A 16,674-nucleotide genomic window follows, 5' to 3' on the forward strand; every position below is an offset into this window, starting at 1 on the left:
AAAAGCACCCGATTTCCTATGGGGGATTCTACCCAGCTTAAAACCCAGAAATTGTTGGGGATCAAAGTAAAACCCCAGAAGATCACCTAGGGGATCGGCCAATATTAGTTTTTATGGGGTCTCCCGTGAGATAATGTATAAAAAAAAATTTGGGTAAGGGATAAATCAGAAAAATGGATCAGTTAGATTATTGGTTGGAAAGCTATAACTATGAACTGCCAGAAGAACGGATTGCTCAAAATCCAGTTGTACCAAGGGATCACTCCCGTTTGCTGATTGTAGATTCTCCCGACTCCCATCGTCATTGTCTGTTTAAAGATTTACCCGAATTTCTTAGACCTGGGGATTTACTGGTACTTAATAATACTCGTGTGCTTCCGGCTCGTCTGTATGGACAAAAAAGTAGTGGGGCGGCGGTGGAAGTATTACTACTCGAAGAAAAACAGCATAATTGCTGGTTGGCTTTGGTCAAACCGGGTAAAAAATTTAAACCGGGTTCTGTGATTGAGTTTGAACTGAATCCTTTATCAAAAAATAATTTTAATTGTGAAAAATTGCGGGCGACGGTCTTAGAAACCGATGAAGAAACAGGGGGAAGATTATTAAAATTTGAAATCCCACCCGAGAAGTCTCTGATTCCGTTTTTAGAAGCCTTTGGGAATATTCCCTTTCCTCCCTATGTCACGGAAACCGAAGCCTTACCCGAACAATATCAAACGATTTATGCAGAACGTTCCGGGGCGGTCGCCGCACCGACTGCGGGGTTACATTTCACTGAAGAATTATTTCAGCGTTTACAATTAAAAGGAATTGATCAAGTTTTTTTGACTTTGCACGTGGGAGTGGGAACGTTTCGACCTGTGGAAGTAGATAATATTATCGACCATCAAATGCACGGAGAATGGATTGAAGTTCCGGCGGCAACCTTGGAAAAAATCGAAACAACTAAGGCATCTGGGGGGAGAGTGATTGCAGTTGGAACAACTTCTGCACGGGCATTAGAAGGGGCTGCGATCGCCCTTTCCAACCCCACAGAAACCCCCCAAGAATCAACGGTTACAGGCTATTGCGGGAAGACTGATATTTTTATCTATCCTGGGTATCAATGGCGGATGATTGATGGATTAATTACTAATTTTCACTTACCTAAATCCAGTTTGTTAATGTTGGTTTCAGCATTAATTGGACGGGAAAGGTTATTAAGTTTATATCAACAAGTCTTAGAAGAACCTGCTAATCAGTTTGGACAACAATATCGCTTTTATTCCTTTGGGGATGCGATGTTTATTGCACCTGAAAGTGTGTTTTCAAGTAGGGAACAGGGAACAGGGAACAGGGAACAGGGAACAGGGAACAGGGAATAGGTAATGGGTAATGGGTAATGAGTAATGGGTAATGGGTAATGGGTAATGGGTAATGGGTAATGGGGAGGAAAATATTTCACCCTATTGGTTTGTTCCCTGGGATAAAATCAGGACTTATTTTTTTTCCCAATTAATTGATCAACTAAATTTTTATGATAATTGGGTGGGACTTTAACCACTTCACGTTGGGGCGGTGCGGGGGCGGGGGTTGCGGGACGGGAGGCCTGGGCCTGAGTCGGGACAGAATTAGTATAGGGGGGGCGTCCATAGCCTAAAATGATCCCGCGAGTTCGGGTTCGACGCATGACTTGACCGCCATTGGCATCATTACCCACTCCGGTATTCCCCTCAATACTCATAATACTGCCATCGGATTTAACCGATTCTACGATCCCGACATGATCGGCAATTCCATCCCCCCGCCAACAGAAAAACACCACATCCCCGACTTTGGGCTCCTGAAACCATTGGCCCCGTTGTCTAAACCAGGATACCCCATCGGGACAATAGGCGAACCCTTTCGCGCTTCTAATGGGCAGAGGTAAGCCAATTTTATCAAAACAATAGGAGATAAAAATTGCACACCAAGGAACATAATTCATGCCGTACCATTGGCCATACTTGTTACCATTACTACCCGGGGGATGTTCCGCATATCCAACTTCACCCGCAGCAATATTAATTAAATTACCTACAGTTGTCATATAGAATTCTCCAAAATTTTAAACTGATTTGGGATAGAGTAGGCTGATCAGTGCGTTATCTGTTAATTTTGGGATGAGATTTTCCTCCTGTACTAAAACTATTTTACTCTTTTTCTTTCTAACATAGGAATTAAGGTTTTTATCCCTTAAATCATCCTTAAGGTTATTTCCAGAAAGATAACGCCCCAATTCCCAGGCTATTTTTATTTTCAAGGAGATTTATCGGTAATCCGAATTAATTCTAAAATCAGGAATATTTTTGATTAGTGCGTTTAATTTGTTCCCGTTCTATGGCTTCAAATAAAGCTCTAAAATTACCTTCTCCAAAGCCTTTAGCCTGTCGAATTTCACCTTCAATTGTACAAAATTTTCGTTCAATAAATTCAAAGAAAAATGTCGGTTGCTCAAAAATAGGTTGAGTAAAAATTTGTAATAGCATCGCTTCTGGGTTTAAATATTCCCAGTCTGCTAGGATTTGATGAGCTTTTAATTCTTCCCAATTCACTAACAAGGGTTGATCAATCCAACGTTTTTGTAATTGTAGATAATATTCATCAGGAACCTTTAAAAAAGCTAATCCTCTTTGTTTTAAACAATTAATTTTTTGGACTAAATTAGAGGTTTTTAGGGCAATATGTTGAATCCCTGAACCTCGATTCATGTCTAAAAATTCTTGGATCTGAGAATTAGTTGATGCGGGTTCATTGATCGGAAACTGAACTTTACCTTGAGAATGAACCATAACTTGACTTTGTAATCCAGAGCGTTCCGTTTGAATATCAAAACTTTGTTTAGGTTGAAATCCTAAATTATTTTGATACCAAGAAATTGCCGTTTTTAAGTCTCCAGATTCTACATTTAAGACAACATGATCAATTGTCAGTATATCGGCGGAAGATATAGGAATAATATCGGTAAAACCAGGAATTGGCTTGCTGGGTATTGTTCCTATTTGTTCAACTAAAGTATGACGTAAACCTTGCCATCCTTCTAGGGTTAACCATTTTAATTTTCCTCCCGAATATTCCTGAGATTTTAAGGGCGAAATTACCCGAACTCCTTGTTTAATAAGGTGTTCAAGTCTTAATTCTAAATCTTTAACTTGAAAGGCAATATCTGCAACTCCCGACGGATGCAATTGCAAAAATTCAGTAACATGGCTCTCAATAGTTAAAGGCGAAGATAAGAGGAAATAGACTGAACCCTGATAAACAATTTCCGTTTGGGTATGACCAAAGCTCCGACTGCTAATTCCTTGAAATCCTAAATTTTCGATAAACCATTCCCGTGTTCGTTTAGCATCTTGAACATAGAAATGGATATGATCAAACTCCATAATTCTCCGTTCAATAAGCAACAATATAATTAAGTTTAAAAGAATAAATGGCTTTCCGGTTGAATATTAATTTCCATTGGAACCGCTTGGGGTTCGGCGGCTAAGGCAAACATAATAGAATTAGCAGCAGTTTCCGCACTCAACATTTTTGAGCGGTCAACTTTTAAACTGACATTATCCCAAAAAGAGGTATCGACACCCCCAAAATAAAATAGGGTGACTTTAATTCCGTAGCGTCTAACTTCATCGGCAAAACATTTACTAAAACCCACTAAACCAAATTTAGAGGCACAATAGGCGCTAGACATTGCCATAGAATGTTTCCCTAAAATCCCGACAACATTACAAATATGTCCTGATTTTTGTTGCTTCATAATATTAGCAGCAGCTTGACAGGTATAGACCGATCCTTTTAAATTTAGATCCAACATGGCATCTAAATCAGTCGGTTCAATTTTATTCCACTGTTTTAAAATTCCCGCCCCCGCCGCATTTACTAAAATATCAATTTGACCGAAATAATCAACTGTTTTTTGAATTAAACTCTCGACCTGTTGGGGGTCAGTAATATCCGTTGGGACAATTAACAATTCCGTTGGCGCTAACTCCGTTGCTAAGGCTTCCAATTGACTGCTATTCCTCGCGACTAAGACCAGTTTTGTTCCGATTTGGGCCAATTTTCTGGCTACAGCCGATCCAATTCCTCCGGTGGCCCCCACAACGATAGCGACTTTATTGTTCATTTTCCTTTATATTTCTTAACAATCATTTTTCTTAGTATAACAAATTATCGTTCCCCCTGTAGAGACGTGCCACGGCGCGTCTCTCTCTCTGGGTTAAGCCTTTGTAAAAAATTTACCGCAGTTTGAGTCTTAGCATAGACGCGCCCATAGCCTTCGGTATGGCTGCGCCCGGGCACGTCTCTACGGAGAATTTAACTTAACTCTCCAATCTTTATCCGTTTTTTCTAAATTAAAAGCCGTGCTTAAATTTAATAGCTTTTGAAAATTGCCTCCCAATCTTAATTTTTTGATAATTTTAGTAATAGAAATCCCATATTTTTGATAAAATTGCGTTCCTAAAATAGACAATGAAACATTATCTTCTGATGAATTTAAAGTCAATTCTTGGATGATTTTAATTAAAGCCGTTTCTAAATCTTCTAAAGATTCAATCAGAATTTTTTGAGATAATTCCGTATTTAATAAAGCCACAGGTTCGGGCACAGAAGATTGAATCTCAAATAGAGTCACATAGCTAGGAGATTTTTCTGAAGATTTATGGACGACAAAAATATGGGGATTTTTAACAAATATATCTCTGGCTTGATAATCTGAAAAATGGGCAGAAACCACTTGACTAATGGTTAAATCGTAGGCATCTTTATATAAAAGGTCAACTCGATTCAGTTTAATCCATTGACTGTGAGAGCGTTTCTGTTCTAGTTTAATAATCTCTTGTAATTGTAGAATAAATTGATCTAAGGTGGGAATTTGAGGGGCGGTTTTTAAGGAATAGGTATCCACTTGACTGGTGCGGGTATTCAGCACTGTAATACTGGTTTTATTTTTAGTGACTTGATAAACGGTTAATCCATGGGTTTGTAGGGCGTTACACAAATGGGTTAATCCCCGGTCAGAAGAACAAACTAAAACCTCTTTGGCGGTGGGATAATGCACAAAAATTGATGAACCCACCGTTGACATTTTTAAATCTGCACTATCTTTCCCCGGGGGAACATGAATTAATTGATAACTTCTTTGATGATATTCTAAATCCTTCTTTCCCATGCTCCGCCAGTTAGCAAAGGCGACTTTAATTTGTACGGGATATAAGCAAATAGTCTCTAAAAATTTTTCTATTTCTATATCTAAAGTCAGATTTTCAACATCTAATAATAAAATACTAATTCCGCTTTCCCTAGGATTTCTGCCATTTAATAACAACTGAGAAGAAGAATGATCAACTAAAGGATACTGAGCAAATAGGGCGGCAACATTGGGGTCTGTCAGTTGTTCGAGTTTAGCAATTAAGACTTTATATTCAGCAGAATGTAAGAATTCAACACTAAACAATCGACTTAGATAGGCTTTAAGTTTTATTAATAGTTCCTCTCGATTTCGTGCTTGACTTAATCCCTGATTAAGTTGACGAATCAGTGAGGATTGATGTTCAGATTGTTGCCAAGGAATATGGCGATAACGCGGATTAATCCAGTCAGGATATTGAACGTTCACTAATGTTCGACAAACATAGTGACTCATAGCAGGAACAACTAGGGTTCCATTTTCTTGAATTGTGCTGGCTTGCTTAAACATAACCGATACAAAATGCTAACAATTCTGTCTTGAATCCTAGTAGCATGACGACATTTTACACGAAAATGCCAACTTAATCTAAAAAAAATTACTGAGCAGGAAAATTGCAGTTTTTAGTGGTATGAGTTTTTTAAGGAAACACAAAGACACTAAGGCACTAAGAAAGACAGAAGGATGGCAAGGTGGTATTCAATAAAAATTTATAGCGGTTTTCAGAGTTTAATTCCCAGGACTTGGGTATAAGCGCCTCTAGCTTGAGTGACGCCGATGGTGCGTTGGGAGGCTTCCATCATGGGACGGCGCAAACTCACAACAATAAATTGAGCTTGTTCGGTTTGACTTTTAATCATTCTAGCCAATCTTTCCACGTTAGAACCATCTAAAAACATATCGACTTCATCGAAGGCATAAAAGGGTGAGGGACGATATTTTTGTAGGGCAAAAATAAAGCTTAAAGCGGTTAAGGATTTTTCCCCCCCGGACATGGATGTTAACCGTTGGACGGGTTTACCTTTGGGATGGGCAATTAAGTTTAAACCACTGGTAAAGGGATCTTCTGGGTTATCAATTTCTAAGTAACCATCGCCTTCGGAAAGTTGAGCAAAAATGATTTGAAAGTTTTCATTAACGGCGTCAAAGGCTTCTTGAAAGGCTCGACGGCGCAGGGTGGTAAAGTTTTCAATTCTGAGTAATAATTCGGTTCGTTCTCCTTCTAAGGTTGTGAGTTTTTGGGTTAATTCTTCTAACCGGGTTTGGGTACGTTCAAATTCTTCTAGGGCTAACATATTCACGGGTTCTAAGGCTTCCATGCGTTTTTGGAGCGATCGCAAATCCCGTTGCAGAGCCGCTAAATCTAAGTTATTCGGTATATTGGGTAAGGGTTCGGGTAGTTCAATTCTAATCGCGGCAATTTGTTCTAATTTAATGGTTAATTGTTCCCGTCTTCCTGTTTGAGTTTCTTGTAATTTTTCAATTTGCCAGTCTAATTGTTGTTTGGCTAAACGCAATTCTCCTAAATTGGTTTCTACCTGATCCCGTTGTCTTTTTTCTTCTCCTAATTTGGCTTCTACTTTGGATACATTGCCACGAATTTGTTGAATTGTTGTGTGAATTTCTGTTAATTGATTCTTGACAGTTTCTAACTTTTGGGTTAAAAACTTTTGTTCCTGACGAGTGGCTTCTAATTTCTGATTTCCGGCTTGATTTTTTTCTTGTAAACGAGTTTGTTGATTTTCAATTTCTGTTAACCGTTGTTGTACGGTTCTGAGGGCATTCTCTTTTTGTTGGAGCTCGGTTTCTTGGGTTCTTAATACCCCTTGGAGTTGTTGCCATTCACTATGGCTATGGGTGTCTTCTAGTTGGGCTAAGAGTTCCCGATCCTGTTGTAATTTTGTTTCTAAATTGGGAATTTCTGCCTCTAAATTCTTTAAGCGAATTTGGGCGGTATTGAATTCTTGGGTATTTTTTTCTAATTGCGATCGCAATTGTTCTTGTTGATTATTTAAGGTTCTAATTTCTGACTCTAATAGCGAAACTTGTTGTTGATGATCGCGCAAAGTTTGTCTAACTTCATTCAGTTCTAATGCTCCGTCTTTCACCGTTTGACTCGCTTCTAAAATACTCCGGTTACAGCGTTCTAAAATTCGTTCAATTTCCTCTAATCTTTCCTTCAATGCCGCAATATTTCGGGCTTCTGCTGACCCTTGATCCGTACCAAAATGCAAGCTAGACCGAGAAGCCACACTTCCCCCGGTCATCGCTCCGGTGGTTTCTAATAATTCCCCTTCTAAGGTCACTATCCGATATTGTCCCAATACTTTTCGAGCATTAGAGAGATTATTGAAAACTAAAGTATTGCCAAAAATATAAGCAAAAATATCTTGATAGCGGGGTTCATATTCAATTAAATTAACTGCTAAATCAATTAACCCCGACACATTTCTCACCGTGGCTAAATTGGGTAAATTAGAACGATTTCCCTTAATTTTATTTAAGGGTAAAAATGTCGCCCGTCCCGCTTGTTGGCGCTTCAAAAATTCAATCGCCGCCGCCGCCACACTATCATCCTCCACCACAATATTACCCAACCTCGCCCCGGCAGAAGTTTCCAGGGCTAACTGATATTGGGGTTCCACCTGTCCCAACTGACAAACTAACCCACAAATGCCCGAAATACCCGACTGAGCGATAATTTTAGTCGCATAACTGCCCGTCGCTTCCTGTTGTGCTTGATGTTGCGCCTCGGACTTGTCCAGTTTGCGCTGACGTTCCCGCTGTTCCTGTAATAGACGGGTTTGGGTTTCCTGTTGTACCTGTAACTCCGTTTCTGTTTCTGTTACCTGCTGGGTCAGGGTCGCTACCCGTTGAGCCGTCCCATCCCGTTGAGTGGTCGCGGTTTCGAGGGCTATGGTTTTTTCCGATAACTCCTGAGCCAAGGTCGTAATAGACTGTTGTTGTTCCGAAAGTTGGCGTTGCAGTTGTTCAACTCGCTCCCGAAGTCGAGCTTGTTCAGTCCGATGGGGGTCAAGGGTTTTTTGCAAGGTTTCAATTTGGCGGTGCAGTTCTGTCTGTTGTACCATCCAGCTTTCCGCCTGTTGTGCGACTTCTGAGGTGGCTTCGCGCCCCCGTTCCACCGTTGCCTGTAGGGTATCCCGTTCCCGTTGTCGTTGGCCTAAATTCAGGGTTTCTTGATCTTTTTCAATAGCTAGACCATCGAGGGTTTGATACTGTTGGCGCAGTTCCTGTTCGGTTTGGTGAATTTGGGTGATCGTCTGCTGCAAGGCCGTTTCCAGTTCCGCATACCGGGTTTGCAGTTGATTTTGTTGGGCTTCTTGGGTAGCTAAACCAGACTGAAGGGCAATGAGTTCTTCTTCACCCATAGCTTTAACTAGGGCGTTGAGTTGTTCTAGTTGAACAGATGTGGTTTGAATTTGTTGATCTTGGTGTTGACGCTGTTCACTGAGTTCCGTTAAGGTGCGATCGTCGGCTTCTATTTGTTCCCGCAGTCGTCCCTGTTGTTGTTGCAGGGTCTGATAATTGAGAACCGTTTCCCACTGACTTTTTTGCTGAAATTCTTCCCGCAGTTGTTGATATTTTTCGGCTTTTGCCCGATCTTTGTCTAAGCGATCGCGTTGGGCAATTAATTCTTGTTCTACGATCCGGCTGCGTTCTTCTCGATCCTTCACCGCATCTAATTTTTCCTTGGCTAAGGTAATTTTTCGATCAAAGGATGCTACCCCCGCCAACTCATCAATAATTTCTCGACGTTCCCGGGGTTTCATCGTAATAATACCCGTAACATCCCCCTGTAAAACCACGTTATAGCCTTCGGGGTAAATTCGTAGTTTATTTAACTGTTCGTGGAGTTCGGTTTGGGTACAGGCTTCGCCATTAATATAATAAGTCGAGGTATAGGTTCCCTGTTTCGTTACCCGCAGTTTTCGCGCAACTGTCCATTCTAAGGGGGGTTCAAAATTCGGTATCTGTTGGGAAGTTTCATCCCCTGGTAGAGACGTGCCATGGCGCGTCTGTTCGGTTTCTGCGGATACACTATTATCAGTTTCCTCGCTATCACTCCCCAAGGGTTCGCCTTCATAGTCAGAAAGGTCAAAGGTAACGGTAACAAGGGTTTCAACGGTTCCCTTCCGACTCTGGGCGTTATTAACCAGATCGGGCAAACGTTCCGCCCGCATTCCCTTGGAGGACGATAACCCCAGGGCAAATAATAACGCATCGAGAATATTAGATTTGCCGGAACCATTGGGCCCAGAAACGACTGTAAACCCTGGTAGTAATGGCACGGCTGTTGTACCACCAAAGGATTTAAAGTTGGTAAGTTCGACGCGCTTGATATGAACCATGGGGACGAATTTAGGACGAATGAGGTGAGCGGGGAGACTCACACTGCATAGTTGTCTCAAGAATCAACAATATTAACAGTTTAGCCTGGATCAAGCAAGAATAGGGGGATGGTTTAACCACACTCAGTATTTGCTCACAAGTCAAAGGTGGAGATCAGACCATCTTAAGTCTTGATCACTTCAATATTTAACTGGATTATGAACTGTAAAGAAATACTACGCAGGGTTGTCAAAATCCCCAAAATATTCAAGGGTCTGTGACTCAAAACTCAAGTATTCAAAATCAGTAATTATTTAAGTAAAAATACTTATTTTTATTCGGGGAAAATTAGAACTGTTACGGTTAAGCAAAATCTATCACTAACCTAGACTATGATCTCCTAAAGGCTATTGTAGTCAGTGATTCCAGGTTCTAGTAGGGTAAATATTTTTATAAATCATGAGTATTTTTACTTAATAAAATAGGGGATGCTAACGGCAATCTTAATGAAAGATACAGTTCTTAACAAATTTTAACGCAACAAATAGCGACAGCGTTGTATAACTAATATCTGAAGGGCGAAGACAACAGCCAAATGTTAGTCTGCCGAAAATTGATTAACATTTGATTAAAAAAGTTTAATGTCCTTTCATAAAGTGATGTACAATTTCTAAGGTTCCTCTAAGTGAGGCAAGAGTTACTGCAAAAACAGTAACAGTAGCCAAACAAGAGAGACTCTCAAGAGTCAGGATCGGGAAAACCCATCATTTCACTCTGAACCAAAAATAAAGTTAAGCAAGTCAAGTAGGAGATTAATCCATGTTTGATGCCTTTACCAAGGTGGTTTCTCAAGCTGATACCCGTGGCGAAATGCTAAGCACCGGCCAAATCGATGCTCTGAGCCAAATGGTTGCCGAAAGCAACAAGCGTTTAGATGCCGTTAACCGGATCACCGGTAACGCTTCCGCCATTGTTACCAATGCCGCCCGTGCATTGTTCGATGAGCAATCCCAGTTGATCGCTCCTGGTGGTAATGCTTACACCAACCGTCGTATGGCTGCTTGCTTACGCGACATGGAAATTATTTTACGTTATGTCACCTACGCAATTTTTGCTGGGGATGCTAGCGTTCTTGATGACCGTTGCTTGAACGGTCTGCGTGAAACCTACTTAGCCTTGGGCGTTCCCGGTGCTTCCGTCGCCGTTGGCGTTGGCAAAATGAAAGATGCAGCTATGGCTATCGTTAACGATCCCGCAGGAGTTACTCCCGGAGATTGTAGCGCCCTGGCTTCTGAAATTGCCAGCTACTTCGACCGCGCCGCCGCTGCTGTCGCCTAATTTTTCAAAAATTAGATTTTCATAACTCCATAGAAGTCTAATTAAACGACTTCAAATCCGTACCTGAACTTTGTAAACCCATAGGGAGATAACTCAAGCATGAAAACCCCCCTGACTGAAGCAGTAACAACCGCCGATTCTCAAGGCCGTTTCCTGAGCAGCACTGAACTGCAAGTGGCTTTCGGACGTTTCCGTCAAGCCAAAGCCGGTTTAGAAGCCGCCAAAGCTTTAACCGCCAAATCTGACAGCCTGATCAGCGGTGCTGCCCAAGCAGTGTATAACAAATTTCCCTACACCACCCAAATGCAAGGGCCTAACTACGCTTCTACCGAACGTGGTAAAGCTAAATGCGCTCGTGACATCGGTTACTACCTCCGTCAAGTCACCTACTGCTTAATTGCTGGTGGTACAGGGCCTTTGGACGAGTACCTGATTGCTGGTGTTGATGAAATCAACCGGACTTTTGAATTGTCCCCCAGCTGGTATGTGGAAGCTCTCAAATACATCAAAGCCAACCACGGTCTGGGTGGCGACGCAGCTGTTGAAGCCAACTCCTACATCGACTATGCTATCAACGCTCTGAGCTAGACTTAGCGCGCTTGATGCTCCTAAGCGGTAAATAGCTGTTAGCAACTGGGTTAACGGTTGTTTAACGCTTAGGAGCATCTTTAATTATTACCGTCGGTGTCTGACATTAACAAAGTTTTTCTTTTTTGTCTGTTTTGAAAATCTCTTACGGAGCATAAGGATATGGTTGGCCTGCTTGAGGGTAGCCGACTTGGTATCCGGGCCTTTGAAGAAACAAAACCCGTAGAACTGCGCCCCAACTACACGGAAGCAGACGTGCAAACCGTGATTGTGGCGGCATATCGTCAGGTGATGGGCAACGAACACCTGATGTCGCGGGAGCGGCTCACTAGCGCGGAATCTTTGCTGCGCCAAGGACAAATTACCGTTCGGGATTTTGTCAGAGCTATTGCTTTATCCGAGGTTTACCGGACTAAGTTTTTTTACTCTAATTCTCAAACTCGGTTTATCGAGCTAAATTACAAACATCTGCTCGGTCGCGCCCCTTACGATGAGTCAGAGATTGCGTTTCACGTCGATCTCTATGTCAGCGAAGGTTATGAAGCCGAAATCAACTCTTACCTGGACTCTCAAGAATATCTGGATAGTTTTGGGGAAAATATTGTCCCCTATTATCGGGGATTTTCCACTCAAGACGGACAGAAGACCGTTGGTTTTAACCGCTTGTTTACCCTTTATCGTGGGTATGCCAGTAGCGATCGCGCTCAAAACCAAAAGCAAAGTCGCTTAACTTGGGAACTAGGCCGGAACTTGTCTTCTCCGATTCAAACCCCGGAGAATGGTCAAAGTCTAGCAGGTACGACGGGCGGGAGTCGTGGACAACTCTACCGCCTGACTGTCATGCAAAAAGCAACACAGTCTTTGCCACAAGTGCGCCGTACCAAAACTGAATATACCGTACCCTATGACCAACTGTCTACTCAGTTGCAGCGAATTCATCGCGCCGGGGGACGGGTGATGAGAATTACTTTGGCATAATCTCATTGGTTTAAACTTTAATGCCAGTTTGTCTCAGAGGATTTGGGGTTGGAGCTAACTGTAAAAAAGGGACACTTAGACCCCATATTCTCTGACTAACAAACATTGAACAGCGAATCAATGCACGCTACAATCGCAACTTGATTCTTGAGTGATGTTCTTAAATATAAGAGGAGGATTTTAGGTGGCTATTACAACAGCAGCATCTAGGCTAGGAACTACTGCTTTCCAGGAAACACCTCGTGTTGAACTGCGACCAGATTGGACTCGCGACGATGCTCAACAGGTAATTCGTGCCGTTTATCGCCAACTCCTGGGTAATGATTATTTAATGAGTTCCGAGCGCTTGAAAAGTGCTGAATCTCTGTTGACTGATGGTTGCATCAGCGTGCGCGAGTTTGTCCGTTCGGTTGCTAAATCAGAACTGTACAAAACCAAGTTTTTCTACCCGAATTTCCAAACCCGTGTGATTGAACTCAATCACAAACATTTACTGGGTCGTGCTCCTTATGATGAATCCGAAGTGGTTTTCCACTTGGATTTATACCAAAACAAAGGCTATGACGCCGATATTGATTCCTATATCGATTCGGTAGAATACCTGGAAAGCTTCGGAGAAAATGTGGTTCCCTATTGTCGTGCCTTTGAAGTACAACGGGGACAAAGAACTGTGGGCTTTACTCGGATTTTCCGGTTGTATCGCGGTTATGCTAATAGCGATCGCTCTCAATTAGATGGTAATAGCTCTCGCTTGGCTAAAGAACTCGGTGAAAACAGCACTTCTCCCATTCTTAGCCCCTCTGGTAGTGGTGACGGTTGGTCTTATCGTTCCTCCGGTCAAGGTGTGGTTCCGACTACGGGATTCAGCACAGGCGGAGTTTTAGGACAATCTGATCGTAGCTATCGGATTGAAGTGGCTGGAATTGTTGAGCGTCGATATCCTAAAGTGCGTCGCAGCAGCAAATCCTTTATTGTTCCTTACGAACGCTTATCTCCTCTACTTCAGGAAATTCAACGTCAAGGTGGTAAAGTCGCTAGTATTACGCCGGTTTAGGACGTTTTTTTAAACAGGGGGAGCTAATTAGCAATCCCTGTTTATTGTTTTTGTACAACTTTATTAGATTAATTCAAAACGATGTCAGGTCAAATTGCAGTTGGACAATCAGCCACTTCTCCATCGGGAAGTCGCTCCTTTCGTTATGAAGTTGTGGGTTTACGTCAATCGGATGAAACCGACAAAACTGATTATTCTATTCGTTCTAGCGCCAGCCAATTTATTATTGTTCCTTACAACCGCATGAACCAAGAAATGCAGCGTTTAACGCGGCTGGGTGCAAAAATTGTGAGTATTCAACCTTTGACCTCCGAAGCAGAATAATTACTATTATTCTCTAATTAGGGTTGAGCGAAGTTCAAAACTGAATTTAACAAGTGAACGGACGTTAGTTTAATTTAAACATTCATATTTGTGGTTAGGTGTTTCAAATCCAAAACACCTAACCATTTTTTATTCTCCAAATAAAATACTTATATTTTGATCCAGTTCTTGACATCGAGGCGAAGGTAGATTAAGGTTGGGTTAAAATAAAATTAATTTTGGGTTATCTACATAAGCAGATTCAAGATTTAATATTCAATTATTTTGGCTAGGTGTTTTATGGAATCTAGTGCCGTTGGTCGTTCGGATACTTTAAATGGAGTTGATCAAGGCATAATAAAATTAAAAGCCTGCATTTATCCCTGGAAAATTACTCGATATCTACTCACGATTGTAGGAATTTTGACGCTATTGTCACTGGCGGGTCATCTTTCTCTTTATTTGTTACCGGATTTCCCAGGGCGAGAGTTATTTTCTCGCAAGTTTGCACTGAATGAAGAACAGAACTTTCCCACCCTATATTCCGCATTAGCTCTTTTCTTTTGTTCAGTCTTGTTCGGGATTATTGCCTTCATAAAAACGAATACCAAAAATTACTATCGTTATTATTGGCAAGGACTCTCTCTTATCTTTAGCTTTCTTGCCTTTGATGAGCTTTTAACTTTACATGAACACCTCTCTAAACCCCTTCATAAGCTAGGGGTTAATGGGATTCTACATAATGCTTGGGTGATTCCCGGTGGGATTGCGGTGATTATATTTATGGTGATATTTTACCGATTTTTTATGCACCTGCCCCGATCTATAAAGCGTTTATTTTTGATTGCTGTCTGTGTATTTCTGGGTGGTGCTATTTTCGTAGAAGTTGTCGGTGGAGCTTATAAGTTTATTCATGGAGAGGATAATCTGGGCTATGCCTTAATTACCACGGTTGAAGAAGTGATGGAAATGTTGGGGGTGGTTGTATTAGTTCATGCCCTCCTAACTTATATTACTCAATTAGAAATTCATCAAATTAATTTGAATTTTAGTTTAACTCGGAAAAATCCCATAGATTCTTGAGTTGAACTTAAATCTGGACTTCCCCTTGATTGCTGATTCCTGCTATGATCAATAGGGTTAAAAAGAATACCCTTTAACATAATGGCGGATTTTGGATTGGAATCAACAGAAAACAATAGCACTCAAGAGGAAGAATCTTTAACCATCGAACAAGCGATCGCTAATCTTCGCCATGAAGAACTAGGACGTCGCTATTATGCGGCTTGGTGGTTAGGACGTTTTCGAGTGAATCAACCCGCGGCGGTGGATGCCTTAATTTTAGCCTTAAAAGATGAATCCGATCGCACTGAAGAAGGAGGTTATCCCCTACGCAGAAATGCGGCTAGAGCTTTAGGAAAACTAGGAGATAAACGAGCCGTACCCGCATTAATTGAATGTTTAGACTGTGCTGATGTTTATGTGCGAGAAGCCGCGGCTCAATCCTTAGAACAGTTGGGGGATAATTCTTGTGTTCCGGCTTTAATAAAATTATTATCAGGGGGATTAGAAGTCGCTCAACTGGTGCCGGGAAAACCCTATTTAGTTCAACCCTATGATGCCATTTTAGAAGCATTAGGCAGTTTAAAAGCCACCGTTGCAATTCCGTTTGTTCAACCGTTTGTAGAGCATTTTGTTCCTAAAGTTCGGTATGCGGCATTGAGGGCGATGTATCAATTAACCGGAGAACATAGCTATGGAGAACGGTTAATAGAGGCTTTAAAAGGCAAGGATTTAACCTTACGTCGCACCGCTTTAATGGACTTAGGGGCAATTGGATATTTACCCGGGGCAAAAGCGATCGCCGAAACCCTAGCAGAAAATAGTTTAAAATTAATTGCCTTAAAAGGAGTTTTAGAACATCAATTAACCGATACTTCTGATTTTAGTTTGTCTGAATCAGCAATTGAAGTCATGGAATTAATGGATTCTTTATTATAAAAAATATTAGCTAATAGTAGAAATATGACTGTACAAACATTAATTCAATCTGTGGAAAAAGCTGATTCTGCAAATGCGTTATTAGATGCTGTTTCCGCTTTGGTTAAAGCTAATTCTGTTGAAGCAATTCCTACATTAATTACGGTTTTAGGCTATAATAACCCTGGGGCTGCGGTGGCTGCGGTGGATGGATTAACTCAGTTGGGTGAACCTGCGGTTATCCCTTTATTAGAACAATTAGATGGTTATAATTATGGGGCAAGGGCTTGGGCTGTTCGTGCCTTATCAGGTATTGGTGATCCTCGTGGTTTAGAGGTTTTATTAGAATCCGCCGGGAGTGATTTTGCTTTGAGTGTTCGTCGGGCCGCCGCCAGAGGATTAGGGAATATTCATTGGGATAAATTACCTTTTGAAAAACTTGCTGATGCTCAATTTGAGACTTTTAAAATATTACAAAAAACCTCAGAAGATCCTGAATGGATTGTTAGATATGCGGGGGTTTTTGGGTTAGAGGGTTTAGCAATAGCAATTGACAAAACTCAACCCGAATGGTTTGATAAAATTCAAGAACAGTTACAACAATTAGCAAATACCGATGAAGTTTTGGCAGTTCGAGCTAGGGCAAAATGGGCAATTCACAAGTTAGCATAACCTGAATATTTTAAATATTAGATGACCCCCTAGCCCCATTAAAAAAGGGCGAATGTGTAGCCAACATTTACGAATTGTATATTAAACCTCTGGCAAAAGTTATTTAGGACTTACGCAGAATACCCAATTATACACCATCTGTAGGGGCGAACGGCCGTTCGCCCCTACTAGATATGGTTGTTTTGCGTAAGTCCTGTTA

At 41.4% G+C, this 16,674-nt stretch carries 14 protein-coding genes; 9 read left to right on the forward strand and 5 right to left on the reverse strand.

The window, feature by feature from the left end:
• Window positions 1-173 precede the first annotated feature (173 nt).
• A complete protein-coding gene (gene queA / locus PL9631_RS15440) occupies window positions 174-1,364 on the forward strand; it encodes a tRNA preQ1(34) S-adenosylmethionine ribosyltransferase-isomerase QueA (protein ID WP_083621646.1) in 1,191 nt (396 codons plus the stop codon).
• 107 nt (window positions 1,365-1,471) lie between these two features.
• Here queA and PL9631_RS15445 read toward each other — a convergent pair whose 3' ends face one another.
• The 5 genes from PL9631_RS15445 to smc form a co-directional block, all read right to left on the reverse strand.
• Window positions 1,472-2,068 (reverse strand): CHAP domain-containing protein, encoded by a 597-nt coding sequence (locus PL9631_RS15445; protein WP_083621648.1) that lies wholly within the window; start codon window positions 2,066-2,068, stop codon window positions 1,472-1,474.
• A 247-nt stretch (window positions 2,069-2,315) separates the two neighbouring features.
• Complete coding sequence (gene hppD / locus PL9631_RS15450) at window positions 2,316-3,404, reverse strand: 4-hydroxyphenylpyruvate dioxygenase (RefSeq protein ID WP_083621651.1); 1,089 nt, start codon at window positions 3,402-3,404, stop codon at window positions 2,316-2,318.
• 35 nt (window positions 3,405-3,439) lie between these two features.
• Entirely contained in the window at window positions 3,440-4,147 is a 708-nt protein-coding gene (locus PL9631_RS15455; RefSeq protein ID WP_083621653.1) for an SDR family oxidoreductase, read from the reverse strand.
• Window positions 4,148-4,327: 180 nt separating this feature from the next.
• Window positions 4,328-5,722 carry an NYN domain-containing protein gene (locus PL9631_RS15460; protein WP_083621655.1) on the reverse strand — a complete coding sequence of 465 codons (1,395 nt, stop codon included), beginning with the start codon at window positions 5,720-5,722 and terminating at the stop codon, window positions 4,328-4,330.
• Window positions 5,723-5,934: 212 nt separating this feature from the next.
• Window positions 5,935-9,582, reverse strand: coding sequence for a chromosome segregation protein SMC (smc, locus tag PL9631_RS15465; protein ID WP_083622121.1), 3,648 nt, complete (start codon window positions 9,580-9,582; stop codon window positions 5,935-5,937).
• Window positions 9,583-10,381: 799 nt separating this feature from the next.
• Between smc and PL9631_RS15470 the strand changes: the two genes are divergently transcribed.
• The 8 genes from PL9631_RS15470 (at window position 10,382) to PL9631_RS15505 (ending at window position 16,475) form a co-directional block, all read left to right on the forward strand.
• Window positions 10,382-10,900, forward strand: a complete 519-nt coding sequence (locus tag PL9631_RS15470; protein ID WP_083621656.1) for a phycocyanin subunit beta — start codon at window positions 10,382-10,384, stop codon at window positions 10,898-10,900.
• 99 nt (window positions 10,901-10,999) lie between these two features.
• Entirely contained in the window at window positions 11,000-11,488 is a 489-nt protein-coding gene (gene cpcA / locus PL9631_RS15475; protein ID WP_083621658.1) for a phycocyanin subunit alpha, read from the forward strand.
• A 162-nt stretch (window positions 11,489-11,650) separates the two neighbouring features.
• Window positions 11,651-12,466, forward strand: coding sequence for a phycobilisome linker polypeptide (locus PL9631_RS15480; RefSeq protein WP_083621659.1), 816 nt, complete (start codon window positions 11,651-11,653; stop codon window positions 12,464-12,466).
• A 184-nt stretch (window positions 12,467-12,650) separates the two neighbouring features.
• On the forward strand, window positions 12,651-13,520 hold the full coding sequence (locus PL9631_RS15485) for a phycobilisome linker polypeptide (RefSeq protein WP_083621661.1): 870 nt from the start codon (window positions 12,651-12,653) through the stop codon (window positions 13,518-13,520).
• A gap of 81 nt (window positions 13,521-13,601) precedes the next feature.
• Window positions 13,602-13,844 carry a phycobilisome linker polypeptide gene (locus PL9631_RS15490; RefSeq protein WP_083621662.1) on the forward strand — a complete coding sequence of 81 codons (243 nt, stop codon included), beginning with the start codon at window positions 13,602-13,604 and terminating at the stop codon, window positions 13,842-13,844.
• A gap of 279 nt (window positions 13,845-14,123) precedes the next feature.
• Window positions 14,124-14,906, forward strand: coding sequence for a hypothetical protein (locus PL9631_RS15495; protein WP_083621664.1), 783 nt, complete (start codon window positions 14,124-14,126; stop codon window positions 14,904-14,906).
• Between the two features lie 81 nt (window positions 14,907-14,987).
• Window positions 14,988-15,824, forward strand: coding sequence for a HEAT repeat domain-containing protein (locus tag PL9631_RS15500; protein WP_083621665.1), 837 nt, complete (start codon window positions 14,988-14,990; stop codon window positions 15,822-15,824).
• Between the two features lie 24 nt (window positions 15,825-15,848).
• On the forward strand, window positions 15,849-16,475 hold the full coding sequence (locus PL9631_RS15505; RefSeq protein WP_083621667.1) for a HEAT repeat domain-containing protein: 627 nt from the start codon (window positions 15,849-15,851) through the stop codon (window positions 16,473-16,475).
• Window positions 16,476-16,674: the final 199 nt, after the last annotated feature.

This window comes from Planktothrix paucivesiculata PCC 9631 (genome assembly GCF_900009265.2).
Lineage (GTDB): Bacteria > Cyanobacteriota > Cyanobacteriia > Cyanobacteriales > Microcoleaceae > Planktothrix > Planktothrix paucivesiculata.

Coding starts and splice junctions, on each gene's coding strand:
- cpcA (WP_083621658.1), top strand. CDS start 11,000: ATGAAAACCCCCCTGACTGAAGCAGTAACAACCGCCGATTCTCAAGGC.
- PL9631_RS15495 (WP_083621664.1), top strand. CDS start 14,124: ATGGAATCTAGTGCCGTTGGTCGTTCGGATACTTTAAATGGAGTTGAT.
- PL9631_RS15490 (WP_083621662.1), top strand. CDS start 13,602: ATGTCAGGTCAAATTGCAGTTGGACAATCAGCCACTTCTCCATCGGGA.
- queA (WP_083621646.1), top strand. CDS start 174: ATGGATCAGTTAGATTATTGGTTGGAAAGCTATAACTATGAACTGCCA.
- smc (WP_083622121.1), bottom strand. CDS start 9,582: ATGGTTCATATCAAGCGCGTCGAACTTACCAACTTTAAATCCTTTGGT.
- PL9631_RS15460 (WP_083621655.1), bottom strand. CDS start 5,722: ATGTTTAAGCAAGCCAGCACAATTCAAGAAAATGGAACCCTAGTTGTT.
- hppD (WP_083621651.1), bottom strand. CDS start 3,404: ATGGAGTTTGATCATATCCATTTCTATGTTCAAGATGCTAAACGAACA.
- PL9631_RS15480 (WP_083621659.1), top strand. CDS start 11,651: ATGGTTGGCCTGCTTGAGGGTAGCCGACTTGGTATCCGGGCCTTTGAA.
- PL9631_RS15455 (WP_083621653.1), bottom strand. CDS start 4,147: ATGAACAATAAAGTCGCTATCGTTGTGGGGGCCACCGGAGGAATTGGA.
- PL9631_RS15470 (WP_083621656.1), top strand. CDS start 10,382: ATGTTTGATGCCTTTACCAAGGTGGTTTCTCAAGCTGATACCCGTGGC.
- PL9631_RS15500 (WP_083621665.1), top strand. CDS start 14,988: ATGGCGGATTTTGGATTGGAATCAACAGAAAACAATAGCACTCAAGAG.
- PL9631_RS15505 (WP_083621667.1), top strand. CDS start 15,849: ATGACTGTACAAACATTAATTCAATCTGTGGAAAAAGCTGATTCTGCA.
- PL9631_RS15445 (WP_083621648.1), bottom strand. CDS start 2,068: ATGACAACTGTAGGTAATTTAATTAATATTGCTGCGGGTGAAGTTGGA.